25 protein-coding genes and 1 pseudogene are annotated in these 24,080 nt (G+C 75.1%); 5 read left to right on the forward strand and 21 right to left on the reverse strand.

Features of this window, described 5'->3' with window-relative positions:
* Window positions 1-10: 10 nt before the first annotated feature.
* The 11 genes and pseudogenes from truB to rimP form a co-directional block, all read right to left on the reverse strand.
* Window positions 11-931, reverse strand: coding sequence for a tRNA pseudouridine(55) synthase TruB (gene truB / locus AB3388_RS21040; RefSeq protein WP_495407270.1), 921 nt, complete (start codon window positions 929-931; stop codon window positions 11-13).
* Window positions 928-2,202 carry an MATE family efflux transporter gene (locus tag AB3388_RS21045; RefSeq protein ID WP_495407271.1) on the reverse strand — a complete coding sequence of 425 codons (1,275 nt, stop codon included), beginning with the start codon at window positions 2,200-2,202 and terminating at the stop codon, window positions 928-930. Before AB3388_RS21045 ends, truB begins: the two co-directional genes overlap by 4 nt.
* 64 nt (window positions 2,203-2,266) lie before the next feature.
* A complete protein-coding gene (locus AB3388_RS21050) occupies window positions 2,267-3,307 on the reverse strand; it encodes a DHH family phosphoesterase (protein WP_495407272.1) in 1,041 nt (346 codons plus the stop codon).
* Window positions 3,308-3,312: 5 nt separating this feature from the next.
* On the reverse strand, window positions 3,313-3,555 hold the full coding sequence (locus AB3388_RS21055) for a hypothetical protein (RefSeq protein WP_495407273.1): 243 nt from the start codon (window positions 3,553-3,555) through the stop codon (window positions 3,313-3,315).
* Window positions 3,552-4,067, reverse strand: coding sequence for a 30S ribosome-binding factor RbfA (gene rbfA / locus AB3388_RS21060; RefSeq protein ID WP_495407274.1), 516 nt, complete (start codon window positions 4,065-4,067; stop codon window positions 3,552-3,554). Before rbfA ends, AB3388_RS21055 begins: the two co-directional genes overlap by 4 nt.
* A gap of 79 nt (window positions 4,068-4,146) precedes the next feature.
* On the reverse strand, window positions 4,147-4,440 hold the full coding sequence (locus tag AB3388_RS21065; RefSeq protein ID WP_495407275.1) for a DUF503 domain-containing protein: 294 nt from the start codon (window positions 4,438-4,440) through the stop codon (window positions 4,147-4,149).
* 32 nt (window positions 4,441-4,472) lie between these two features.
* Window positions 4,473-6,308 (reverse strand): translation initiation factor IF-2, encoded by a 1,836-nt coding sequence (gene infB, locus AB3388_RS21070; protein ID WP_495411476.1) that lies wholly within the window; start codon window positions 6,306-6,308, stop codon window positions 4,473-4,475.
* A gap of 1,005 nt (window positions 6,309-7,313) precedes the next feature.
* Window positions 7,314-7,454: pseudogene (locus AB3388_RS21075) on the reverse strand (translation initiation factor IF-2 N-terminal domain-containing protein); the annotation flags it as partial.
* A gap of 84 nt (window positions 7,455-7,538) precedes the next feature.
* Window positions 7,539-7,919 (reverse strand): YlxR family protein, encoded by a 381-nt coding sequence (locus AB3388_RS21080; protein WP_495407276.1) that lies wholly within the window; start codon window positions 7,917-7,919, stop codon window positions 7,539-7,541.
* Between the two features lie 8 nt (window positions 7,920-7,927).
* Window positions 7,928-9,061, reverse strand: a complete 1,134-nt coding sequence (gene nusA, locus AB3388_RS21085; protein ID WP_495407277.1) for a transcription termination factor NusA — start codon at window positions 9,059-9,061, stop codon at window positions 7,928-7,930.
* Window positions 9,058-9,666, reverse strand: coding sequence for a ribosome maturation factor RimP (gene rimP, locus AB3388_RS21090; protein WP_495407278.1), 609 nt, complete (start codon window positions 9,664-9,666; stop codon window positions 9,058-9,060). The genes nusA and rimP overlap by 4 nt, the downstream gene beginning before the upstream one ends.
* 260 nt (window positions 9,667-9,926) lie before the next feature.
* Here rimP and AB3388_RS21095 point away from each other — a divergent pair, with 260 nt between their 5' ends.
* A complete protein-coding gene (locus AB3388_RS21095) occupies window positions 9,927-10,427 on the forward strand; it encodes a hypothetical protein (RefSeq protein ID WP_495407279.1) in 501 nt (166 codons plus the stop codon).
* A 12-nt stretch (window positions 10,428-10,439) separates the two neighbouring features.
* Window positions 10,440-10,907 carry a ferritin-like domain-containing protein gene (locus AB3388_RS21100; RefSeq protein WP_495407280.1) on the forward strand — a complete coding sequence of 156 codons (468 nt, stop codon included), beginning with the start codon at window positions 10,440-10,442 and terminating at the stop codon, window positions 10,905-10,907.
* A gap of 84 nt (window positions 10,908-10,991) precedes the next feature.
* Here the strand turns inward: AB3388_RS21100 and AB3388_RS21105 are convergent, their stop codons facing one another.
* The gene (locus AB3388_RS21105) at window positions 10,992-12,890 is read right to left on the reverse strand and encodes a penicillin-binding transpeptidase domain-containing protein (protein ID WP_495407281.1); all 1,899 of its coding nucleotides are present in this window, start codon (window positions 12,888-12,890) and stop codon (window positions 10,992-10,994) included.
* A 110-nt stretch (window positions 12,891-13,000) separates the two neighbouring features.
* On the opposite strand from AB3388_RS21105, the gene AB3388_RS21110 reads away from it, so the two are divergent.
* Window positions 13,001-13,891 (forward strand): GmrSD restriction endonuclease domain-containing protein, encoded by an 891-nt coding sequence (locus AB3388_RS21110; protein WP_495407282.1) that lies wholly within the window; start codon window positions 13,001-13,003, stop codon window positions 13,889-13,891.
* A gap of 10 nt (window positions 13,892-13,901) precedes the next feature.
* Here AB3388_RS21110 and AB3388_RS21115 read toward each other — a convergent pair whose 3' ends face one another.
* The 5 genes from AB3388_RS21115 to dxr all read right to left on the reverse strand — a co-directional run bounded on the left by AB3388_RS21115 (window position 13,902) and on the right by dxr (window position 19,165).
* Entirely contained in the window at window positions 13,902-14,384 is a 483-nt protein-coding gene (locus AB3388_RS21115; RefSeq protein WP_495407283.1) for a GyrI-like domain-containing protein, read from the reverse strand.
* Between the two features lie 114 nt (window positions 14,385-14,498).
* Window positions 14,499-15,350: a GNAT family N-acetyltransferase gene (locus AB3388_RS21120; protein WP_495407284.1), complete on the reverse strand. Its 852-nt coding sequence runs from the start codon at window positions 15,348-15,350 to the stop codon at window positions 14,499-14,501.
* Between the two features lie 20 nt (window positions 15,351-15,370).
* A complete protein-coding gene (gene ispG / locus AB3388_RS21125; RefSeq protein WP_495407285.1) occupies window positions 15,371-16,531 on the reverse strand; it encodes a flavodoxin-dependent (E)-4-hydroxy-3-methylbut-2-enyl-diphosphate synthase in 1,161 nt (386 codons plus the stop codon).
* A 59-nt stretch (window positions 16,532-16,590) separates the two neighbouring features.
* Complete coding sequence (locus tag AB3388_RS21130) at window positions 16,591-18,033, reverse strand: M50 family metallopeptidase (protein WP_495407286.1); 1,443 nt, start codon at window positions 18,031-18,033, stop codon at window positions 16,591-16,593.
* Window positions 17,969-19,165 (reverse strand): 1-deoxy-D-xylulose-5-phosphate reductoisomerase, encoded by a 1,197-nt coding sequence (gene dxr / locus AB3388_RS21135; protein WP_495407287.1) that lies wholly within the window; start codon window positions 19,163-19,165, stop codon window positions 17,969-17,971. Before dxr ends, AB3388_RS21130 begins: the two co-directional genes overlap by 65 nt.
* A 68-nt stretch (window positions 19,166-19,233) precedes the next feature.
* Here dxr and AB3388_RS21140 point away from each other — a divergent pair, with 68 nt between their 5' ends.
* Complete coding sequence (locus tag AB3388_RS21140; protein WP_495407288.1) at window positions 19,234-19,554, forward strand: DUF2631 domain-containing protein; 321 nt, start codon at window positions 19,234-19,236, stop codon at window positions 19,552-19,554.
* Between the two features lie 3 nt (window positions 19,555-19,557).
* Here the strand turns inward: AB3388_RS21140 and AB3388_RS21145 are convergent, their stop codons facing one another.
* Genes AB3388_RS21145 through AB3388_RS21155 form a run of 3 tightly spaced genes read right to left on the reverse strand, consistent with a single transcriptional unit; the run spans window position 19,558 to window position 22,524 of the window.
* The gene (locus AB3388_RS21145) at window positions 19,558-20,274 is read right to left on the reverse strand and encodes a VIT1/CCC1 transporter family protein (protein ID WP_495407289.1); all 717 of its coding nucleotides are present in this window, start codon (window positions 20,272-20,274) and stop codon (window positions 19,558-19,560) included.
* Window positions 20,271-21,446, reverse strand: a complete 1,176-nt coding sequence (gene rlmN, locus AB3388_RS21150; protein ID WP_495407290.1) for a dual-specificity RNA methyltransferase RlmN — start codon at window positions 21,444-21,446, stop codon at window positions 20,271-20,273. Before rlmN ends, AB3388_RS21145 begins: the two co-directional genes overlap by 4 nt.
* A 55-nt stretch (window positions 21,447-21,501) precedes the next feature.
* Window positions 21,502-22,524 carry a hypothetical protein gene (locus tag AB3388_RS21155; RefSeq protein ID WP_495407291.1) on the reverse strand — a complete coding sequence of 341 codons (1,023 nt, stop codon included), beginning with the start codon at window positions 22,522-22,524 and terminating at the stop codon, window positions 21,502-21,504.
* 127 nt (window positions 22,525-22,651) lie between these two features.
* Between AB3388_RS21155 and AB3388_RS21160 the strand changes: the two genes are divergently transcribed.
* Complete coding sequence (locus AB3388_RS21160) at window positions 22,652-23,416, forward strand: polyphosphate kinase 2 family protein (protein WP_495407292.1); 765 nt, start codon at window positions 22,652-22,654, stop codon at window positions 23,414-23,416.
* Here AB3388_RS21160 and AB3388_RS21165 read toward each other — a convergent pair.
* On the reverse strand, window positions 23,409-24,080 hold the full coding sequence (locus AB3388_RS21165; RefSeq protein WP_495407293.1) for a TrmH family RNA methyltransferase: 672 nt from the start codon (window positions 24,078-24,080) through the stop codon (window positions 23,409-23,411). The genes AB3388_RS21160 and AB3388_RS21165 overlap by 8 nt on opposite strands.

Consider the following 24,080-nt stretch of genomic DNA (forward strand, 5'->3'; position numbering starts at 1 on the left):
GGACGCGAGGTTAGCCACCCGGCGGGAAGCCGACCGCCACGCGCGCGGTGCGGCCGGCGTCCTCGACCAGCGCGACCAGCCGGCCGGCCGGGTCGACCGCGGCGTGCAGCCCGGACGCGCCGGTGGCCGGGATCCGCTGGCCGAAGACCAGGGCCCGCGCCTCGTCCTCGGTGACCGCGCGGGCGGGGAACGTCGTCGTCGCCGCCTCGGTGAGCCCGAGCGTGCCGGTCCCGCCGCCGACCGCGAGCGCCGCGGCGGCCTCCTCCACCGGGGCGGCCTGCGCGACGGTGAACGGGCCGGAGGCGGTGCGGCGCAGGGCGGTGAGGTGCCCGCCGACCCCGAGGGCCGCCCCCGCGTCGCGGGCGATGGCGCGGATGTAGGTGCCCGCGGTGCAGGAGACCGTGACGTCGACGTCCACCAGGTCGGGAGTGGGGCGGCCGATGCGGTGGACCGTGAGGTCGTGCACCGTGACCGCGCGCGGGGCCAGCTCGACCTGCTCCCCGGCGCGCACCCGGTCGTAGGAGCGCCGGCCGCCCACCTTGACCGCGCTCACCGACGAGGGCACCTGCTGGAGGGCGCCGGTCTGCGCGGCCAGCGCCGTCCGGACGTCGTCGTCGGTGAGGGAGGCCGCCGACGTCGTGGCCAGCACCTCGCCCTCGCGGTCGTCGGTGACCGTCGTCTGCCCGAGGCGGATCGTCGCCTCGTAGGTCTTGTCGTGGCCGCCGACGTACCCGAGCAGCCGGGTGGCCGCGCCGACGCCGAGGACCAGCAGGCCGGTGGCCATCGGGTCGAGGGTGCCGGCGTGCCCGACCCGGCGCACCGACAGGGCGCGCCGCGCCCGCGCCACCACGTCGTGCGAGGTCATGCCGCCGGCCTTGTCGACCAGCAGCAGACCGGGCGGGACGTCGGCGTCGGGCCGTCTCGGACTCACGCCACCACCCCAGCAGACAGCCAGCGCCGTCCGGCCACGCGGCCCAGGACGGCGACCAGCCGGAGCCCGATGAACAGGTCCAGCCCGGTCCAGACGCCGGCCAGACCCCAGCCGAGCGGGTGCGCGAGCAGCGAGAGCGGGAGGAACCCGACCAGCGCGGAGCCGATCGTGATGGTGCGCAGGTAGCCGACGTCGCCGGCGCCCATGAGCACACCGTCGAGCGCGAAGACGACGCCGGCCAGCGGCTGCATCAGCGCCAGGAACCACCAGACGAGCGCCGCCTGCTCGAGGACGGCGGGGTCGCTGGTGAACAGCGGGAGCAGCACGTCGCGCAGGGCGAGGAGCAGCGCGGCGACGAGGACGCCGGTGCCCAGGCCCCACAGGGTCACCCGCCGGGCGGTCGCGCGCGCCTCGTCGGGCCGCTCGGCGCCGAGGGCGGAGCCGACCAGCGTCTGCGCGGCGATCGCGTAGGCGTCGAGGACCAGGGCGAGGAAGAAGAACAGCTGCAGCGCGATCTGGTGGGCGCCCAGCTGCGCCGCGCCCTCGCGGGCGACCACGCCGGCGGCGACGAGGAAGGACAGCTGCAGCACCGCCGCCCGCAGCAGCAGGTCGCGGCCGATGCCCAGCTGGGCGCGGATCGCAGCCGGGCGCGGACGCAGCGGCACCCCCTCGCGCCGCAGCGCCCGGACGAACAGCGCGGCGGCGACCGCCTGGCCGGCGACATTGGCGACCGCCGAGCCCGGCAGGCCGAGCCCGAGGGGCTGCACCAGCAGCGGGCACAGGACCAGGCTGAGCAGGCTGCCGCCGAGCACGTAGCGCACCGGCTTGCGCAGCTCCTGCACGCCGCGCAGCCACCCGTTCCCGGCCTGCGAGAGCAGCAGCAGCGGCAGGCCGACCGACGCGATCCGCAGCCAGGTCTCCCCCGCCTCGGCGACCGGGCCCGCGGAGCCGGCGAGCAGACGGGTCAGCGGCCCGGCGAGCAGCTGGAACAGCAGCAGGACGGCGACGCCCAGCGCCAGCGCGAGCCACGAGGCCTGCACGCCCTCAGCGACGGCGCCGGCCCGGTCACCGGCCCCGGCGCGGCGGGCGGCGCGGGCCGTCGTCCCGTAGGCGAGGAAGTTGAGCAGGGCCCCGGCCCAGGCCAGCAGGCCGCCGCCGACGGCGAGCCCGCCCAGGGCCACGGTGCCCAGGTGCCCGACGACGGCGGTGTCGACCAGGAGGTACAGCGGCTCCGCGGCGAGGACGACCAGGGCCGGGAGCGCGAGGGACACGACAGACGGGCCGCGGCGCGGGGGCCGGAGGCCCTCCGACGCGGAGCCGTGGGTGGGCTCCACGTCAGTCGGGGACGGCTCCTGGCCGCGGTTGCTGGCCGGAGGGCAGCGATGTGCACAGCTGCTTCCGCAGCGCCGCCACGGTCGCCTCGCGGTCGTCCCACGACGTGTAGCCGGCGGCCGCGCGGTGCCCGCCGCCGCCCAGCGCCATGGCGACCCGGGCGACGTCCGTGGCGCCGCGCGAGCGCAGCGACACCGACCACGAGCCGTCGTCCTGGCCCTTGAGCACGCAGGCGACGTCGGCCTCCTGCGTGGAGCGGACGACGTCGACCAGCGCCTCCAGCTGCTCACCGGGCAGGCCGTGCTCGGCCGCCTCGGCGGTGCTCGACCAGGTCCAGACCAGGCCCGCGCCGATGCCGGCCTCCAGGACGGCGCGGCCGGTGACCACCGACAGCAGCCCCAGCCAGCCGAACGGTGCGGTGTCGAACAGCCGACGGCTGATGTCGGCGTGGTCGATGCCGGTGGCCAGCAGGCGGGCGGCGAACGCGTGGGTCTCCGGCCGGGTGCTGCCGAAGCGGAAGGACCCGGTGTCGGCGGCCAGCCCGGCGTAGAGGCACGTGGCGAGGCGGCGGTCGACCAGCACCCCGAGGTCGTCGAGGACCGCGGCGACCAGCGTCACCGTGGCCGGGGCGGAGGGGTCGATGAGGGACACGTCCCCGAAGCCGGGGTTGCTGGCGTGGTGGTCGATGACCACGGCCGTGGCCGCGGAGTCCAGCAGCCCGGCCAGCTCGCCGAGCCGGCCCGGGGAGGCGGCGTCCAGGCTGACGAACACGTCCGGCGAGGCCGGGACCTCGCTCGAGGGGACGAAGGCCTCCGCACCCGGGAACCAGCCCAGCGACGCGGGCAGCACGAAGGGATCCGGGAACGTCGGGAGCACGCGGGCGCCGCGCCGGCGCAGCCCCTCGGCGAGGGCGAGGGTGCTGCCGATGGCGTCGGCGTCGGGCTGGACGTGCCCGGACAGGACGACGGTGGCGCGGGCGTCGGCCGCCTCGGCGAGCACGGCGGCGACGGTCGGCTGCGCGACCTCACGCAGGGGAAAGCTCATGAGGCTCAGGCGTCCGGGCCCGGGTCGGCGACCGGAGCGGCGTCGGACTCCTCGCTCACGTGCCCGCCGCCGACCGGGAAGCGGCTCCCGTCGGCGGGCTCGTCGGAGGCGACGCTCGGCGCCTCGCCGATCTCCCCGCGCTTGCCGCCCTCGGTGGGATCACCCGTGGCCGGCTCCGGCCGGCCGCCGAGGGTGGCGCGGTCCTGCCCCTCGTCGGGGAGCTGGGGATCCGGGTCCACTTCGCTCACGAACGGCTCCAAGGATCGGCGGGCACGGCTTGCCCGAGGGCGGCGTCGACGTCGTCAGGACTCTCATCGGCAGTCTCGTCGTCGTCCAGACGCTCCGCCGGGTGCCGGTACGGGTCGGCGTCCCCGGCGTAGCGGGCGCCCTCGCGGGCACGGGCCAGCTCGGCGTCGGCATGCCGGACCCGTTCGAGCGCCTCGTCGAGTTCGCGGGCGGTGTCGGGCACGTGGTCGGCGACGAAGGTCAGCGTGGGGACGAACTTCACCCCGGTCTGCCGGCCGACGGTGGAGCGGAGCACTCCGGTGGCGCTGGCGAGGGCCTTGGCCGAGTCGGCGACCTGGGTGTCGTCGCCGAAGACGGTGTAGAAGACCGTGGCCTCGCGGAGGTCGTTGGTCACGCGGGCATCGGTCACCGTGACCATGCCCAGGCGGGGGTCCTTGATCTGCATCTCGATCGCGGCGGAGACGATCTGCCGGATGCGGACGGCCAGCTTGCGGGCGCGGGCCGGATCGGCCATCGGACCCTCCTCGGGACGGGGGCGCGGCAGCACGCGCCCGGGCGGACAGGGGTCGGCGGAACTGGGCCGGGTGGTGCGGCTAGTCGGAGTCGGAGAACAGCTGCCGGTGCGTCGACAGCAGCGTCACCTCCGGCCGCTCGGCCAGCAACCGCTCGCACGCGTCGAGAACGTCGGTCACCTGACCGGCGTCCCCGGCGACGGTGGCGACACCGACCTGCACACGGCGGTGCAGGTCGGTGTCGCCCACCTCGGCGGCGGCCACCGCGAAGCGGCGCCGCAGCTCGGCCACGATCGGCCGGACCACGGCGCGCTTGCCCTTGAGCGAGTGGACGTCGCCCAGCAGCAGGTCGGCGGTCAGCGCCCCGGTGAACACCGGACTACCCCCAACCTGCTGCCGCTACCTCCTCAGGCGCGCGGCTTCTCGCGCATCTCGAAGGTCTCGATCACGTCCTCGACCTTGATGTCGTTGAACGACCCCAGGCCGATACCGCACTCGTAGCCCTCGCGGACCTCGGTCGCGTCGTCCTTGAACCGGCGCAGCGACTCGACGGTGAGGTTGTCGGCGATCACCGCACCGTCGCGGATGAGCCGGGCCTTCGAGTTCCGGACGATCGTCCCGCTGCGGACCAGCGAGCCGGCGACGTTGCCGATCTTCGGCACCCGGAAGACCTCACGGACCTCCGCCGTGCCGAGCTGGACCTCCTCGTACTCCGGCTTGAGCATGCCCTTGAGCGCGGCCTCGATCTCCTCGATGGCCTGGTAGATGACCGTGTAGTACCGGACGTCCACGCCTTCGCGGTTGGCGAGCTCGGTGGCCTGGCCCTCGGCCCGGACGTTGAAGCCCAGGACGATGACGTCGTCGGCCAGCGCCAGGTCGATGTCGCTCTTGGTGATCCCGCCGACGCCGCGGTGGATGACCCGCAGCGAGATGTCGTCGCTCACCTCGATCTTCATCAGCGCTTCTTCGAGCGCCTCGACGGTGCCCGAGTTGTCGCCCTTGATGATCAGGTTGAGCTGGCGGGTCTCCTTGAGCGCCGCGTCGAGGTCCTCCAGGCTGATCCGCTTGCGCATCGTCGCGTTCTGCGCGTTGCGGATGCGGGCCTGGCGGCGATCGGCGATCTGCCGGGCGACGCGGTCCTCCTCGACGACGAGGAAGGTGTCGCCGGCACGGGGCACCGAGGTGAGGCCGACGACCTGCACCGGCCGGGAGGGCAGCGCCTCCTTGAGCTTGGTGCCGTGCTCGTCGAGCAGCGACCGGACGCGACCGTAGGCGTCACCGGCCACGATCGAGTCCCCCTGCCGCAGCGTGCCGCGCTGGACAAGCACGGTAGCCACGGGGCCCCGGCCCTTGTCCAGCTTGCCCTCGATGACCACGCCCTGCGGGTCCTGCTCGGTGTTGGCGCGCAGGTCCAGCGAGGCGTCGGCGGTGAGCAGGATCGCCGCGGTCAGGTCGTCGAGACCCTGACGCGTGGTCGCCGAGACGTCGACGAACATCGTGTCGCCGCCGTACTCCTCGGCCACCAGCCCGTACTCGGTGAGCTGCTGGCGGATCTTGGCGGGGTTGGCCCCCTCCTTGTCGATCTTGTTCACCGCGACGACGATCGGCACCTCGGCGGCCTGGGCGTGGTTGAGCGCCTCGACCGTCTGCGGCATGACGCCGTCGTCGGCGGCGACCACGAGCACGACGATGTCGGTGACCTTCGCCCCACGGGCACGCATCGCGGTGAACGACTCGTGACCCGGGGTGTCGATGAAGGTGATCGGCCGCTCGACGCCGTCCAGTTCGCTGACGATCTGGTAGGCGCCGATGTGCTGCGTGATGCCACCGGCCTCGCGCGCCACCACATTGGTGTTGCGCAGGGCATCGAGCAGCTTGGTCTTTCCGTGGTCGACGTGACCCATGACGGTGACGACCGGCGGGCGGACCTCGTCCCAGTCGTCGGCGTCACCCTCGTCGCCGAAGGTGAGGTCGAAGTCGGAGAGCAGCTCCCGGTCCTCGTCCTCGGGGCTGACCACCTGGATGTCCCAGCCGATCTCGGCGCCGAGCAGCTGCAGCGTCTCGTCGTTCACCGACTGCGTCGAGGTCACCATCTCGCCCAGGTGGAACAGGGCTGTGACGAGCGCGGCCGGCTGGGCGCCGATGCGCTCGGCCAGGTCGGTCAGCGAGGCGCCGCGCGGCAGGCGGACCGTCTGGCCGTTGCCGCGGGGAAGGCTGACGCCGCCCATGCTGGGCGCCGCCATGGAGTCGAACTCCTGACGCCGCTGCTTCTTGCTCTTGCGGCCGCGGACCGGGCCACGGCCACCGGGACGCCCGAAGGCCCCCGCGGTGCCCGCGCCGGAGCCACCGCGACCACGGCCACGGCCGCCGCCGCCACCGCGGAAGCCACCGCCGGCCGGAGCGCCGCCACCACCGGGGGCGCCGCCACCGCCGCCGGGACGGAAGCCACCGCCACCGCCGCCGCCACCGGGACGGCCACGACCGCCGCCGGGCCCACCGGGGCCGCCAGGACGGCCACCGCCGGCCGGCCGCTGCGGCATCATGCCGGGCGACGGGCGCTGCGGCATCATGCCGGGATTCGGCCGGGGCCCACCCGGACCGGCCGCGGGACGCGGACCACCGGCACCGGGGCCCGGACGCGGACCGCCGGGACCGGCCGCCGGACGGGGACCGCCGGCACCCGGACCCGGACGCGGACCGCCCGGCGCCGGACGGGCGCCGGGAGCACCCGGACCGGGACGCGGGCCGCCGCCCGCGGGGGCGGGACGCGGCGCGCTGCTGAAGGGGTTGTTGCCCGGCCGCGGGGCCGGACGAGGACCGGGCCGCGGGCCGGGGGCGCCCGGGCGCGACGCCCCACCCCCACCACCCGCGGGAGCGGGGCGCGGACCGGGCGCGGCCGGACGCGGGCCGGGCGCCGGGGCACCCTGCGCCGGAGCGGCCGGAGCGGCCGGAGCGGACGGCGCCGGAGCCTGGGCCGCCGGAGCCTGGGCCGCCGGAGCCTGGGCCGCCGGAGCCTGGGGCGCCGGAGCCTGGGCCGCCGGAGCCTGGGGCGCGGCGGGGCGGGGCGCAGGGCGCGGACCCGGGGTCGGCCCGGTCGGGCGCACGGCCGGCTGGGCCGGCGCGGCGGGTGCGGCCGGTGCGGGCGCCGCAGCAGCAGGACGCGGAGCGGCCGGGGCCGCCGGAGCGGCGGGCCGAGCTGCCGGCGCCGAGGTGCCGTTGCCGCCGGCGCTGGGCGCTAGGGCCTCACGCAGCCGTCGGGCCACGGGGGCCTCGACGGTGGACGAGGCGGACTTCACGAACTCGCCCTGCTCCTTGAGCTTCGCGAGAACGGTCTTGCTGTCGACTCCGAACTCCTTGGCGAGTTCGTGTACGCGGGCTTTGCCTGGCACGGATCTCCTCTTCGAGGCCGGCGGCTTGCCCGCTCGACCTTGTCGCTAGTGGTGCATGGTCATCGTGGGGACTTCACGGCTGACTCATCCGACGACGTCCTGCTCTCGACGCGTGGGCCGGCCTGGTGCCGGCCCGACTGTGGAACTGCGGGTCTGTCGTGCTGTCTGTGCCCGTTCCGGTTCCGCGCCCGCGTGCGTCTCCGGGGAGACGCCGAGAACGTGGGACCGGACCGGACCGACCTCCAGCGGGGCGCTGCACCGCAGCGCCCGGACGAAGGCCCGGCGTCGCTCCGCTGCGTGCAGGCACTCCGGCGTGGGGTGCAGAGAGGCGCCCCGGCCGGGGAGCCGGCGCCGCGGATCAGGGATCAGTACCCCGTTCCGAGCGACGACACGCAGCAGGTCGGTGACCGGAGCGCGCTTCCGGCAGCCCACACAGGTGCGCACCGGGATCGACGTTTCGGCCACCGAGGAGTCTAGCGCGCGGCGGGACCGGGATGTTCCGCGCGGCGCGGCGGCGGACGGTGACCTCCCCCTCCCGGGGCCTGGCCGCGTCCACCGGGACCGCCGGCGGGCGCGCCGGAACGCAGCGGGGGCCGGCCGATCCCCGGGGAGGGGCTGGCCGCGTCGTCGTCGGGCTGGGCGTCGCTGCGGATGTCGATCCGGCAGCCGGTCAACCGCGCGGCGAGCCGGGCGTTCTGCCCTTCCTTACCGATGGCCAGGGAGAGCTGGTAGTCGGGGACGACGACCCGCACCGCCTTGGCCTGCGGGTCGACCACCCGGGCGCTGCTCACCCGGGCGGGGCTGAGCGCGGACGCGACGAACGTGGCGGGGTCGTCCGACCAGTCGACGATGTCGATCTTCTCGCCGTGCAGCTCGCTCATGACGTTGCGCACCCGCTGCCCCATGGGGCCGATGCACGCGCCCTTGGCGTTGAGCCCGGCCACCTTGGTGCGGACGGCGATCTTGGACCGGTGACCGGCCTCGCGGGCCACGGCGACGATCTCCACGCTGCCGTCGGCGATCTCGGGCACCTCGAGGGCGAACAGCTTGCGCACCAGGTTCGGGTGGGTGCGCGAGACGGTGACCTGGGGGCCGCGGAAGGTGCGGGCCACCGAGACCACGTAGGCCTTGAGCCGGGTGCCGTGCGCGTAGGTCTCGTGCGGCACCTGCTCGGCGGGCGGCAGCACGGCCTCCACCTTGCCGATGTCGATGAGCACCGTGCCCTGCACGTTGCGGCGCTCGTGCGCCTGCACGATGCCGCTGACGATGTCTCCCTCCTTGCCGGCGTACTCGCCGAAGGTCTGCTCGTGCTCGGCGTCGCGCAGCCGCTGCACGATGACCTGCTTGGCCGTGCTGGCCGCGATCCGGCCGAAGTCGGAGGGGGTGTCGTCCCACTCGCGCACGACCTCGCCGTCGGGCCCCAGCTCCTGCGCCAGGACGGCGACCTCACCGGTCTTGCGGTCGACGTGCACGCGCACGTGCTTGGCCGCGCCGTCGGCGTGCCGGTAGGCGGTCACCAGGGCCGACTCGATCGCCTCGATGACCGTGTCCGCGGGGATGCCCTTCTCGCGCTCGACCGCCTTGAGCGCGGTCACGTCGATGTTCACCGTTCTCCTCCGTCGCTCCCCGAGCGCACGTCCTCGTCGTCCGGAAGATCGTCCTCCGGTCCGTCGTCCTCCCCCGCCGCGGCGCGGCCGAACTCGACCTGCACCCGGCCGGGACCCAGCGCGACCCACGGGACCTGCCGGGGCACCGGCGCCCGCTTCTTCGCTCCCGGCTTGCCCTTCGCCTCGACGGCCAGCATGACGCCGGCGTCGTCCACGGCCGTGATCCGGGCGGTGACCTGCTCGGTCGAGCCGGCCGGGCCGACCGCGACCGAGACCAGCCGCCCGACGTTGCGCCGCCAGTGCCGCGGCTCGGTGAGCGGCCGGTCGACCCCGGGGCTGGTCACCTCGAGGACGTAGGGCGCGCGGCCCAGGTCGCCGTCGTTGTCGTCGAGAACCGCCGAGACCGCCCGGCTGACCTCCGCGATGTCGTCGAGGGTGACGCCGTGGTCGCGGTCGACCACCACCCGGACGACGCTGCGCCGGCCGGCCGGGGTGACCACGAGCTCCTCGAGGTCGTAGCCGGCGGCGCCGACGACGGGCTCGATCCAGCCGGCCAGCCGCTCGGTCGCCGGATCGGGCCGTCGGCTGCCGCGAGACGCGGACACGGGCTCCTCCTCCTGGCACGATCGCAGTGCTCGATCGGCTCTCTCACGCACGGCAGACCCGCCGCCCGGACGGTCCAGATGCTGGTCGGGCCGGGAACGGCGGGAAGTGATCAGGCTACCGCCCGGTCGTGGCGCACGTTCGGCCCGGACGCGGGCCATCGCCGGACGCGACCGTGCCGGGCGGGACGGGTGGGACGCGCCCGGAGCGTCGCCCGGAGCCGTTGCGGCCCCCCGCGGTCCCGGCTGTCAGGATTGCGGTGATGGCCCTCACGACTCCCCTCGCCGCGGCGCCCTCCGCACCCGGCGCGCGCACGGCCTTCTCCCGCCGCACGCTGCTCGCCGCCTCGGCGGCGGGGCTCGGCGCGCTGCTGGTCGGGTGCACGTCGTCCGGCGGCGAGGCCTCGGTGACCCCGCAGCAGGCCGACGAGCTCGCCGGGCAGGTGACCGTGCAGGAGGCCCTCGTGGCGGCGTTCACGGCCGCCACGACGGCGGACCCGGCGCTGCAGGTGGCCGACCTCGCGGCGCAGGCGCAGGAGCAGCTGGACCGGCTGAAGGCGGCGGCGCCCGGCGCCTCCGCGAGCGCCTCCTCGTCGGGCGCGGCGCCGCCGGCGGCCGCGGAGGCCCGCGCCTGGCTGCGCGGCCAGGTCGCCGCGACGGCCGACTCGCACGCCGCCGCCTGCCTCGACCAGACGGGGGCGCGGGCCGCGCTGCTCGGCTCGATCGCCGCGGGGCTGCGCGGCCAGGACGCGCAGCTCGCGTGAGGGGGACGGCGAATGGCTGACGACACCGGCACCGAGGTCGACGCGCGCTCCGAGACCTCGGCCCTGCGCGAGGCGCTGGCCGCCGAGCACGCCGCCGTGTGGGGCTACGGCGTCGTGGGTGCGTCGCTCGCGCCCGACGCCCGCGCGACGGCGGGGGTGTCCGAGGGCGAGCACCGCGACGTCCGCGACCAGCTCGTCGCGATGCTGGACGAGCGCGAGGCCGACCCCGTGCCGGCGAAGGCCGCGTACGACCTCCCCTTCCCGGTGCTGTCGGCGGTCGACGCCGCCGCGCTGGCCGTCGTCCTCGAGAACGGGGTCGCCGGGGCGTGGGTGCGGGTCCTCGGCGGCGCCGCCGACCGCGACGTCCGGGAGCTCGCGGTCGACACGCTCAGCGCCACCGAGAGGCGCGCCGTCGGCTGGCGGACCGCCGCCGGGCAGACCCCGGTGACCACCGCCTTCCCCGGCCTCCCGGAGCAGTAGCGGGGCGCCGTCGGGCGGCGGTTGTGCGCTCAGCCGGCCTTCGCGCTCGCCGGCAGGGCGGCTCGGCGCACAACGGCGCGGCCCTCAGCCGAGGTTGCCGAGGAAGGCGTCGGTGATCGCGACGGCGGCGCTGCTGGAGTGCCCGCCCTCCACGAGGACGGCGAAGGCGATGTCGCCCTGCGGCCCGCCGAGCTGATAGCCGACGAACCAGCCGTGCGCGTCCGGCGGCGTCTTGTCGCCGAACTCCGCCGTCCCGGTCTTGCCGTAGACCTCGCCGCGGCCACCGAGGGCCTTGGCCGTCCCGGTGAGCACGACCTGCCGCATCAGCGGCCGCAGGGCGTCGAGCACCTGCTGCGACGGCCCGGACGGCGCCTCACCGGCCGGATCGGCGCCGACCACCTCGACCGGCGCGGCCGGCGTGCCGCTGGCGATGCCCGCAGCGACCAGCGCCATCTGCGCCGGGCTCATCAGCACCTGCCCCTGCCCGATCGCGTCGGCGGCCTTGGTGGTGCCGGTCGCGTCGGAGGGCACCGTGCCGCTGAAGATCCCGATGGGCAGGTCCCAGTCGGAGCCGACGCCGTACGAGGCGGCCGCCTGCGCCAGGGCGTCGTCGGGCAGCTGGAGGCCCAGCTGGATGAAGGTGGTGTTGCAGGACTGAGCGAACGCCTCGGTGAACGGCACGGTGCCGAGGTCGAACTGGTCCTCGTTCTCGAACTCGCGGCCCTCGACCACGGTGGTGCCGGGACAGGCCACCGGGGTGTCCGGCGTGACCGCGCCGGCCGCGAGGAGCGCGGTCGACGTCATCGTCTTCATGCTCGAGCCGGGCGGGAACTGGCCGCGCAGCGCGTTGCCCGGGTCCGCGGCCTCGTTCGACGAGACGGCGAGGAGCTCCCCGGTGCCCGGCCGGACGACGACGATGTGCGTCGGCAGCTGCTGACCGGCGACGGCGGCGTCGGCTGCGTTCTGGATCGCCGGCACCAGCGGCGTCTGGACCGGCGTGCCGGCCTTCGGGGCGACCGAGGCGATCTCGCGCCCCTCGTCGCCGGTGCCCTCGTCGGTGCTGGCCACCGACACGGTGAACCCGGGGGTGCCGGTCAGCTGCTCCTGGAAGGCGCGCTGCAGGCCGGACAGCCCGAGCTGGTCGCCGGCGGCGTAGAGCGGCTCGCCGTCGTCGCCCTTGGTCTCGTCGAGCACCTCGGCGGTGGCCGCCCCCACCCGGCCCAGCAGGCCCACCGCGAAGCGGGAGCTCGGCGCCAGCAGCCGCGTGTCGGTCGGGAAGACGGCGCCGGGCAGGTCGAACACCTGGGCCCGGATCGCCTCGAAGTCGGGACGGCGCAGCGTGATGACCGGGACGAACTGTCCCGGCTCGGCCTTCTGGACGTCGGTGACGATCTGCTGCGCCTCGATGCCGGTGGCCGCGGACAGCGCGGCGGCGAGTGCGGGGAGGTCGGTGACCTGACCGGGGTCCACGCCGACGTTGACCACCTCGGTCGGCGTGAACAGCGGCGCCCCCGTGGCGTCGGTGATCGCGGCCCGCTCGGGCAGGGTGCGGGCCAGCTCGAGGTGCTGCCCCTCCCCCAGCCCGGGATTGACGATCGTCGGCGCGCTGACCACCTGCCAGCCGTCGTCGCCCTCCCGCAGGTCCAGCGTCGCGTCGTAGCTCCAGTCGGGCGCCCCGGCGAGGTCCCAGGTCGGCGTCCAGGCGACGGTCGCCTGCTCGCCGTCGACGCGCACCCGGCCGACCTCGGCGGACAGCGTCGCGCCGGGCAGGTCCTCGGCGGTCTGCTTCAGCAGCGCGGTGGTGGCGGCGGGATCGCTGGTCAGCTTCGCCGCGGCGTCCGGGGAGCCGCCGGTCCACTCGTCGAGGAAGTCCTGCGCGGCCGCCCGCACGTCGTCCTCGGCGGACCCCGAGCACGCCGTCAGCACCGGCGCGGCCAGCAGCGCCGCGGTCAGGACCAGGGCTCTCCCCCGCCGTCTACGCACGACGGCCACCCTCTCAGATCGACCCCCCGGCGCCGGAGCACACGCGCGGAGGGTCGCTTCCCGACGGGGAGCGGGCGCTCACCTACCGTCGCGGGGGAAGGGGGAATCTCGTGACGGAGCAGTGGGGCCGATGCGTGCGATCGGCGGCCGCCGGCGTCGTCCTGCTGGCCGGCCTCGCCGGGTGCACGGCGCTCCCGTCGGCCGGCCCGACCGGGCCGAGCGACGTCCTCGACGACCCGGCGGCGACGTCCGCGGTCGAGGCCGCCCCGTCCTCGTCGGCGCTCGCGGCGCTGGCCGCCGTCGACGTCAAGGGCCGCGCGCCGCGCACGGGGTACGCGCGGGACGAGTTCGGCTCCGGCTGGGTCGACACCGATCACAACGGCTGCGACACCCGCAACGACGTCCTCGCCCGGGACCTCGTGGACGAGACCTTCGCGCCGGGCACGCACGACTGCGTGGTCCGGACCGGGACGCTCGACGATCCGTACTCCGGCTCCACCATCGCGTTCGTGCGGGGTCAGGACACCAGCGACGACGTGCAGATCGACCACGTCGTCGCCCTCTCCGACGCGTGGCAGAAGGGCGCGCAGCGCTGGCCGGCCGACCGCCGTGTCGCCTTCGCCAACGACCCGCTGAACCTCCTGGCCGTCGACGGCTCGCTCAACACGGCGAAGGGGGACGGCGACGCGGCCACCTGGCTGCCGCCGAACCGGTCCTACCGCTGCGCCTACGTGGCCCGGCAGGTGGCCGTGAAGATCTCCTACGGGCTGTGGATGACCGGCGCGGAGAAGAACGCCGCCGCGACGGTGCTCAGCGCCTGCCCGGACGAGCCGCTGCCCGGCGGGGTCGCGGCCGGCGTCCCGGCGCCGTCCTCCGCTCCGGAGACCGGCTACGCGAGCTGCGACGCCGCCCGGGCCGCCGATGCCGCGCCGCTGCACAGGGGGCAGCCTGGCTACCGCCCGGAGCTCGACGGCGACGGCGACGGCGTGGCCTGCGAGTGACCACCGCCGGTCAGTTGTGGAACTGGTGCGGCGGCGCCGGGGGGACCCGCCGGCAGGGCACGGTCACCACGGTCACCGGGGAGGCCCCGGGCAGGTCCACGTAGGACTCCCAGGGGTCGCCCGTCGCGACCCAGCCGTTGCCGGCGAGCCACTCCCAGAGGGTCTCGTAGGTGAAGCCCACGGTGTCGTGGTCGCCCTGGTGCGGCGCCGTCACCATCGCGCCGCCGGGCAGCGTCTCCACGGTCACCCGGCCCGACGGCCGGACGCCGTCCTCGACCGGCAGGCCGGCCTCGACCTCCATCCCGCGCCCGATCACCCGGTAGCGGGCGAAGGGTGGTCCGGCCGCGGCCCTGTGCTGGTCGGCCAGCAGCTCCCGGACCTCGCTGAAGGCGCGCGCGAGGAAGTCGTCGAACTCGGAGTTGGTCACGTTCCCGTGGACCACCGCCACCCGCTGCGGCTCGTGCTCGACCAGTTCGATCAGCCCTGTGGGCATCGCGGCTCCCGGCGAGGTGACCCGTGGCCGGGGTCGGCTGCCCCCGGCTCGGGCAGCGCCCATGGTGGCCTCTCGCCGCGCCGTCCGCACCCCTCTGGCGCCCGGCGGTACGGGTCAGAACAGCACGCTGGCGTAGCGGCCGACCTCGCGGAAGCCGACCCGGCGGTAGGCCGCGCGGGCGGGGGCGTTGAAGTCGTTGACGTAGAGGCTCACCACCGGCGCGATGGTGCTGCGGGCGTACTCGACGACGGCCGCCGTCCCCACCGTGCCGACGCCGCGGCCGCGGTAGGCCGGCGCGACCCAGACGCCCTGGATCTGGCAGGCCGCGCGGGACACCGCGCCGATCTCGGCCTTGAACAGCACCTCGCCGCCCTCGATCCAGGCCAGCGACTGCCCGGCCCGGACCAGCTCGGAGACGCGGGCGCGGTACCCGACACCGCCGTCCGCGCGCAGCGGGCTGACGCCGACCTCCTCGGTGAACATGGCGATCGCGGCCGGCATCAGCACCTCGAGCTCCGACGGGCGCACCGGGCGCACCCGCGGCTCCGGCAGGACGGCGGGCGGCCCCTCGATGGCCATCAGCGGCTGGCGCGGCCGGTGGTCGCGGCACGGGCCCCAGTAGGGGGCGAGCAGGTCCCAGAGCGGGGCGACCGACGGCGCGGGCCCGACGATCGTCGAGCAGCGGCGGCCGGCCCGCCGGGCGCGGTCGGCGAAGGCCGCGGCGGCGGCACGCTCGGCGCCGGGCGCGGCGAACGGGATCAGGTTGGCCCCGGCCAGGCAGACGGCGTCGAGGGACGCGCCGTTGCCGACGCCCCAGAGCGGGGCGCCCAGGGTGGTCGGCGAGGTCCCGGCCGCCTCGACCCGCCCGGCGAGCACGCAGGCCGCCACGGGATCGGAGGCCAGCAGCCGGAGCACGGCCGGTTCGTCGGCCTCGCCGAGCACTCGGGCGGGCTGCGTGCGGAGCATCGGCGGGACCGGGACGGCGGTCAGGAGACGGTGACGACCGGTGACCCGGCGGGGGTGCCGCCCTCGGCGGACTCCCCGGCGAGCCGCAGGGCCTCCTCGATGAGCGTCTCGACGATCTGCGACTCGGGGACGGTCTTGATGACCTCGCCCTTCACGAAGATCTGCCCCTTGCCGTTGCCGGAGGCGACGCCGAGGTCGGCCTCGCGGGCCTCGCCGGGACCGTTGACGACGCAGCCCATGACCGCGACCCGCAGCGGCACCTCCATGCCCTCCAGGCCGGCGGTGACCTCGTCGGCCAGCCGGTAGACGTCGACCTGCGCGCGGCCGCACGACGGGCAGCTGACGATCTCCAGGCCGCGCTGCCGCAGGTTCAGCGACTCCAGGATCTGGGTGCCGACCTTGACCTCCTCCACCGGCGGGGCGGAGAGCGAGACGCGGATCGTGTCGCCGATGCCCTGGGACAGCAGCGCGCCGAAGGCGACGGCGGACTTGATCGTGCCCTGGAACGCCGGGCCGGCCTCGGTGACACCGAGGTGCAGCGGGTAGTCGCACTGCGCGGCGAGCTGCTCGTAGGCGCGCACCATGACGACCGGGTCGTTGTGCTTCACCGAGATCTTGATGTCGCGGAAGTCGTGCTCCTCGAACAGCGAGCACTCCCACAGCGCCGACTCGACCAGCGCCTCGGGCGTCGCCTTGCCGTACTTCGCCAGCAGCCGCTTGTCGAGCGAGCCGGCGTTCACGCCGATCCGGATGGGGATGCCGGCGTCCTTCGCCGCCCTGGCGATCTCGCCGACCCGGTCGTCGAACTTCTTGATGTTGCCCGGGTTGACCCGCACGGCGGCGCACCCGGCGTCGATGGCCGCGAACACGTACCGCGGCTGGAAGTGGATGTCGGCGATCACCGGGATCTGCGAGTGCTTCGCGATCTGCGGCAGCGCCTCGGCGTCGTCGGTGTCCGGGACGGCGACCCGCACGATCTGGCAGCCCGAGGCGGTGAGCTCGGCGATCTGCTGCAGCGTGGCGTTGACGTCTGCGGTCTTCGTCGTCGTCATCGACTGCACGCTGACCGGGAAGTCGCTGCCGACCCCCACCCCGCCGACGTTCAGCTGCCGGGTCTTGCGGCGGGGAGCGAGCACGGGCGGGGGCGCCTCGGGCATGCCGAGGCTGACGGGGATCGCCATGCCCCCAGTATCGCCCGGTGTGCCGACCGACGCCGGGAGCAGGACTGTGAGCTGCTGCGCTAGCCGATGGTGATCGGGTTGACGACGTCGGCGACGAGCAGCAGCGCCGACAGCACGAGGAAGACGCCGGCCACCAGGTAGGCCACCGGCATCAGCCGCGCGATGTCGAACGGGCCCGGGTCGGGCCGGCCGCGCACCCGGGCCACGGTGGCCCGCGCCTTCTCGTAGAGCGCCCCCGCGATGTGCCCGCCGTCGAGCGGGTAGATCGGCAGCAGGTTGAACAGGAACAGCACCAGGTTGATCGAGGCCAGCAGGCTGAGGAACAGGCTGACCTTCTGGATGCCGCTGAAGTTCTGCTCGGCGAACACCTCGCCCGAGATCCGGCCGACCCCGACGACGCCGATCGGGCCGTTCGGGTCCCGCTCCTCGCCGAGGAACGCCGCGCGGAACACCTGCGGGATGCGCTCGGGGATCTGCACCAGCTTCTGGACCGACTGCGTGATCACCATGCCGAAGTAGCCCGGCACGTCGCCGATCGACTGGCGGGCGAACCCGGGCGTGGGGCTCACGCCGAGGAAGCCGGCCGTCGTCGTGTCGGCGCTGCCGGCCTCGACGTAGACGGTGTTCTCGATCGGCGTCACGGTGACGTCGCGCCGGTCGCCGTCCCGCTCGACGGTCAGGACGACGTCCTCGCCCGGGGAGCTGCGGATCGCCTCCTGGACCGTCGTCCAGCTGTCGAAGGCGTCGGTCTCCAGCGGGCGGCCGCCGATCCCGACGATCGTGTCGCCGGGGCGCAGGCCGGCCGCGGCCGCGGGGCTCTCGGCCGGCAGCGCGCAGTCCGCCGTCCCGAGGCTGCACTTCTGCCCGACGTCGGCGCCCCCGGTGAGGATCGGCTCGTCGCAGGCGTTGTCGTCGGCCGCCGTCTCCGCACCCGCGGGCAGCACGCAGGCCGGGACGCTGGAGAGCGTCGTCGTGAAGACGTTGGTGCCCACGGCGGTGAGGACGACGGTGAAGAACACGACCGCGAGCACGAGGTTGTGGAACGGGCCAGCGAACATGACGATGACCCGCTGCCACCAGGGCTTGGCGTAGAAGACGCGGCCCTCGTCACCGGGGCGGATGTCGTGGAGCGCCTGGCCGCGGACCTCGGCGATGAACTTGCGCATCCGGGTGGCGCGCTTGCTCTCGCCCTCCTCGGCCGGCGGGATCATGCCGACGATGCGGATGTAGCCGCCGAGGGGCACCGCCTTGACGCCGTACTCGGTCTCGCCCCTGCGCCGCGAGAACACCGTCGGGCCGAAGCCGACCATGAACTGCGGCACCCGCATGCCGAACTTCCGCGCCCAGAAGAAGTGGCCGTACTCGTGGAAGCCGATGGAGAACAGCAGGCCGAGCGCGAAGGCGACGATCCCCAGAACGGTCAGCAGAGCGGACAGGTCATCCTCCGGCGATGGCGGCGCGGGCGTGCTCCCGGGCCCACTTCTCCGCGGCCAGCACGTCATCCACGCACGTGGGTGCGCCGAGCTCCGGCGCCGCGTCGAGGGTACGCGTGACAACCTGCACGATGGCTGAGAACGCGAGCTTCCTCGCCAGGAAAGCGGCCACCGCCTCCTCGTTCGCCGCGTTGAACATCGCGGGCACCACGCCGCCCGCCTCCCCGGCCCGGCGGGCCAGCGCCACGGCGGGGAAGGCGTCGGTGTCGAGGGGGTAGAAGTCCCAGCTGCTCGCCGCCGACCAGTCCAGCGCCGGCTGGACGTCGGGCAGCCGGTCGGGCCAGGCGAGGGCCAGCGCGATCGGCAGCCGCATGTCCGGCGGGCTGGCCTGGGCGATCGTCGCGCCGTCAGCGAAGGTGACCATCGAGTGCACGATCGACTGCGGGTGCACGACGACGTCGATGTCGGCGTACGGGACGCCGAAGAGCAGGTGCGCCTCGATGAGCTCCAGGCCCTTGTTCATGAGCGTGGCCGAGTTGATCGTGACGACCGGCCCCATGTCCCAGGTGGGGTGGGCCAGGGCGTCCTCGACGGTGACCCCCTCGAGCTCGGCGGCGCTGCGGCCGCGGAACGGCCCCCCGCTGGCGGTGAGCACCAACCGCGCCACCTCGCTCCTGTGCCCGCCGCGCAGGCACTGCGCCAGAGCGGAGTGCTCGGAGTCGACCGGCACCAGCTGGCCGGGCTCGGCCGCCGCGGTGACCAGGTCTCCGCCGGCGACCAGCGACTCCTTGTTCGCGAGCGCGACGGTGTTCCCGGCGCCGAGTGCCGACAGGGTGGGGCCGAGACCGATGGACCCGGTGATCCCGTTGAGGACGACGTCCACCGGCCGCGACGCCAGCTCCTCGGCCGCGCGCGGCCCGGCGAGGATCTCGGGCAGCGCGTACTCGCCCTTCGCCCAGCCCCGCTGCTGGGCGGCGGCGTAGAAGGCCAGCTGGAGGTCCTGGGCGGCGGTGGCGCGGGCGACCGCGACGGTGCGGACGCCGAGGCTCAGCGCCTGCTCGGCCAGGAGCGCGACGTCCCCACCGCCGGCGGCCAGCGCGGTGATCCGCAGCCGGTCGGGATTCTGCTGCGCCACCTGGATCGCCTGCCGGCCGATCGAGCCGGTCGAGCCCAGGACAGTGACCTCGCGCGCGTCGCTCACGGGGAGAATCCTCCCCGACGGCACGCCGCGCCGTCCCCACCGGTTTCCGGTGCGCCCCGGCTGGCAAGATGACGGCCGTGGTCCAGGAATCGCGTCAGCACAACCCGGCGACCGAGCGCGTGAACCAGCCCGGCCGCGAGGAGGCCCTCGTCCGGCACGGGGAGCACCCCGTCGAGCACGAGCGCCCCGAGGACTGGGGCTGGCACGGCGAGATGGGCAAGTGGGGACGGCGCACCTGGTGGATCGCACCCCTGGTGCTGCTCGCCTACCTGGTCGGCAACCACAAGGGCAACGTCGAGAACATCTGGCTGATCTCGCTCGCCGCGCTGATGGTGGTCATCTTCCTGTTCGACCGGATCCGCCGGAAGAACGCCTGGCGCTCCAAGTAGCGCTCAGCCGGCGGTGGTGCCGATCGCCGTCCCGATGAGGTAGGTGGCCCCGGCCGCCACGGCGCCGAACAGCAGCTGGCGCAGCCCCGCGTACCACCACGGGCGCGGGGTGAACCGCGCGGACAGGCAGCCGGCGACGAACAGGCCGATCCCGCCGGAGAGCAGCGCGACCCACAGCAGCGGCAGGCCGAACAGGTAGGGCAGCAGCGGGAAGACCGCGCCGACCGAGAAGGTCACCAGCGAGGAGAGCGCCGCGGTCCGGGGCGAGGGCTTGTCCGCCGGGCTCAGCCCGACCTCGGCGACGATGTGCAGCCGCAGCGCCGCCTCCCGGTCACGGTGCAGCTGCTCCGCCGTCTCGGCCGCCAACTCGGGGTCGACGCCGCGGTCGACCATCATCTGGGCGAGCTCGGCGATCTCCCCCCGAGGGTTGCGCTCCATCTCCGCGCGCTCCCGCTCCACCTCGAGGTCGAGCTGCTCGTTCTGCGTCTTGACCGAGGTGTACTCGCCGAGCGCCATGGAGATGGCGCCGGCGATCAGGCCCGCAACCCCGGTGAGCACGATCGCGTGCGCCGAGACCCGGCCGCCGCCGACGCCGGCGACCAGCGCCGTGTTGCTGACCAGGCCGTCCATCGCGCCGAACACGGCGGCCCGCAGCCACCCGCCCGAGACGTCGGAGTGGGTGTGCCCGTGCGCCTCGGCGGGGAGGGTCTCCTCACTCACTGGTCGGCTTCCGCGCCCAGTTCGACCGGCGGCTCCAGGGACGGCGCCGGGACGGCGACGGCGGGGACGCCGTCCACCCGGTCGGCCGCGGCGAGCTGGCCGCAGGCGCCGTCGATGTCCTGGCCGCGGGTGTCGCGCACCGTCGTCGCCACCCCGGCGGCCCGCAGCCGGGCCACGAACTCGCGCTGGGCGGGCAGCGGGCTGGCGTCCCAGGGGCTGCCCGGCGTGGGGTTGAGCGGGATGAGGTTGACGTGCGCCAGGCGGTTCTTCAGCAGCCGGCCGAGCAGGTCGGCGCGCTCGGGCTGGTCGTTGACGTCGCGGATCAGGGCGTACTCGACGGAGTACCGGCGGCCGGTACGCGCGGCGTAGGCGTCGGCGGCGTCGACGACCTCCTGCACCTTCCAGCGCGTGTTGATCGGCACGAGGGTGTCGCGCAGCTCGTCGTCGGGGGCGTGCAGGCTCACCGCGAGGGTGACGTGCAGGTCCTCCTCGGTGAGCCGGCGGATGCCCGGCACGAGGCCGACCGTGGACACGGTGACGGAGCGCTGCGAGAGCCCGAGGCCGTGCGGCGCCGGGGTGAGCAGCGCGTCCAGCGTCTTGCGCACCCGCGGGTAGTTGGCCAGCGGCTCGCCCATGCCCATGAAGACGACGTTCGACAGCCGGCCCGGGCCGCCGGGGATCTCGCCGTTGGCCATGGCCGCGGCGGCCGCGACCGCCTGGCCGATGATCTCGGCCGCCGACAGGTTGCGGGTCAGGCCCTGCTGGCCGGTCGCGCAGAAGGGGCAGGCCATGCCGCAGCCGGCCTGGCTGGAGATGCACACGGTCGCGCGGTCCGGGTAGCGCATGAGCACGCTCTCGACCAGCGCGCCGTCGTGCAGCCGCCAGAGCGTCTTGCGGGTGCGGCCGCCGTCGGCCGACAGGTGGCGGACCGGCGTCAGCAGACCCGGCAGCAGCGCCTCGGCGAGGTCGCCGCGGGCGGCGGCGGGCAGGTCGGTCATCTGCGCCGGGTCGGTGATCCCCCGGTAGAAGTGCCGCGCGAGCTGGTCGGCGCGGAAGGCCGGCTGCCCCAGCTCGGTGACGGCCGCGCGCGCCTCCTCGCGGGTCAGATCGGCGAGGTGCCGGGGCGGCTTGCCGCGGCGGGGGGCGTCGAAGACGAGGGGCAGGGCAGTCATGGCGTGCTCCATGGTCCCACCGCCCGGTCTTGCCCGGGTCCGCATGCGGGTCAGATCACTGCCTCCGGGCGCCGGCCACACCCCCGGGGTCCTGCTCGGTCGGCTCCGCGGTCGTGGTCGTCACCGCTTCGGTCCCCTCCGGCGCGGTCCCCGCGCCGTCCCCCTCGCCCGGGGCCGTCTCGTCGGTCGAGCCGGTCGGCGTCGGGCTCGCGGTCGGGCTCGGGGTCGGATCGTCGCCCGGATCGGTCGGCTGCCCGGTGTCGCCGGACGGGTCCGGGGTGTCCTGGGGATCATCCGCCGGCGGGACGACGTCCGGCGCCGGCGGCGACACCGGTGGGACGACGACCTGCGGCAGCGGGAGCAACGGCGGTGCCGGTGCTGGTGCCGGTGGCGGGGCCGGGGCCGGGGGCGTCGCGGGTGCGGGAGCCGCGGTCGTGTGGGGCCGCTCGCGCACCGGGGCGGACGTCGCCGGGGTCTCGGCGGCGGTCGTCGGGGCCGGGGTCTCCGTCGGCGCCACCCAGGCGTCCGCGCCGACGGCCGACCGTGCGGTGGGAGAGGACGTACGGGCCGGGGTGGTGACCTCCGCCGGCGACGACCGCACCTCGGCCGCGGGGACCGAGCCCGAGGAGGTGGCCAGCAGCGCGGCGCCGGCGATCCCGCCCGCGGCGAGCAGGCCGGCCACGATCGCGAGCCCCGCGCGGCGCCGCGGCCGCACACGGGCGCGCACCACGACCCGCGGCAGCACGGGCGCCGCGACGACGGTCGGCGCGACCGCGACGGCCGGCGCGAGCGCAGGCGGCTCGATGGTCGGCGGCTCCGCGGTGGGCGCCTCGTCAGCCGGCTCCGCGGCGTCGTCCGGAGCGTCCTCCGCGGCCACCGGCTCGTCGTCCACCGGCTCGTCGTCCACCGGCTCGTCGTCCACCGGCTCGTCGTCACTCACCCAGCCGGGCACCCAGAGCTCGTCCCACAGGTCCGAGCGCGGACGCGCGTCGTCCTCGTCGGCCGCGCCATCCAGCACGGCAGCATCGATCGCCGGCGTCTCCGCCAGGTCCGGTGCCTCGTCGTCCTCACGTGTCACTGCTGCTCACTCCCTGTCAGCCACTCAACGTCATCCCCCGCTAACAGAACGCAGCCGGAACATGGTGCCGGACGACGGGCGCGGACTCCCGGAGGCGCGACCGGGAGTCAGCCGCCAAGCTCGGCACATGAGCCGGCTCACCGAGGTCGACCTGTCGCTGCGGCTGTCGAAGGACAAGGAGGCCAAGCAGCTCAAGGTCGCGCAGAAGCGCCTGGTGCACCTGCGGCTGCTCCTGGGCGGGCAGATCGGCCCGGGTGAGCTCGGGCCGCCGCTGCTCGTGCTCTTCGAGGGGTGGGACGCCTCCGGCAAGGGCGGGGCGATCAAACGGCTGACCGAGCGCCTCGACCCCCGGCACGTGCGGGTGCGGCAGTTCTCCGCCCCGACCTACGACGAGAAGCGGCACCACTTCCTGTGGCGGTTCTGGCCGGCACTACCTGGCTGGGGCGGCATGGCCGTGTTCGACCGCACCTGGTACGGCCGCGTGCTGGTCGAGCGGGTGGAGGGCTTCGCGCCCGAGGAGGACTGGCGCCGGGCGTACCGCGAGATCTCCGATCTGGAGGACTCCCTGGCCGCCGAGGGCATGATCATCGTCAAGTTCTGGCTGCACCTGTCGCCGGAGGAGCAGCTGCGCCGCTTCGAGTCCCGGCGCGACGACCCGTACCGGGCCTGGAAGCTCACCGACGAGGACTGGCGGAACCGGGCCAAGCGGGATGACTACGAGGCAGCCGTCGAGGACATGCTCGAGCGCACCGACACCCCGGCCGCGCCGTGGCACGTCATCGCCGCGGAGGACAAGCGGTGGGCGCGGGTGGCCGTCGTCCGCACCGTGTGCGACGCGGTGGAGTCGGCGCTGAAAGCCCGCGGCATCGACCCCGACCCGCCGCTCAGCTGAGCCCGCGCCCCGCGCCCAGGTCGGCGTGCTGCCGGATCCAGGAGTGCATGGCGATCCCCGCGGCGACGCCGGCGTTGATCGACCGCGTGGAGCCGAACTGCGCGATGGAGACGGTCACCGCGGCCGCCGCGCGCGCCTCCGGCGTCAGCCCGGGCCCCTCCTGACCGAAGAGCAGCACGCACCGCTCCGGCAGCTCCGCCGTCTCGAGCGGCAGGGCCCCGGGACCGTTGTCGACGGCGACCAGGGTCAGCCCCTCGTCGGCGGCGTACGCGGCGAGGCCGGCGACGTCCGCGTGGTGGCGCAGGTGCTGGTAGCGGTCGGTCACCATCGCCCCGCGTCGGTTCCAGCGACGGCGCCCGACGACGTGCACCTCGGCGGCCAGGAAGGCGTTCGCCGTCCGGACGACGGTCCCGATGTTGAGGTCGTGGCCGAAGTTCTCGATCGCGACGTGGAACGGGTGCCGGCGGAGGTCGAGGTCGGCGACGATCGCCTCGACCGTCCAGTACCGGTAGCGATCGGCGACGTTGCGCCGGTCGCCGTGCGCGAGCAGCTCCGGGTCGTAGCGCGGGTCCTCCGGCCACGGTCCGGGCCACGGGCCGACGCCGACCGACGATCCCCACTCCGTCGGGCCCGGGTCGCCGGTCGCCGAGGTCGGTGCGCTCAT

Source organism: Geodermatophilus sp. SMS 5-13 (assembly GCF_059428245.1).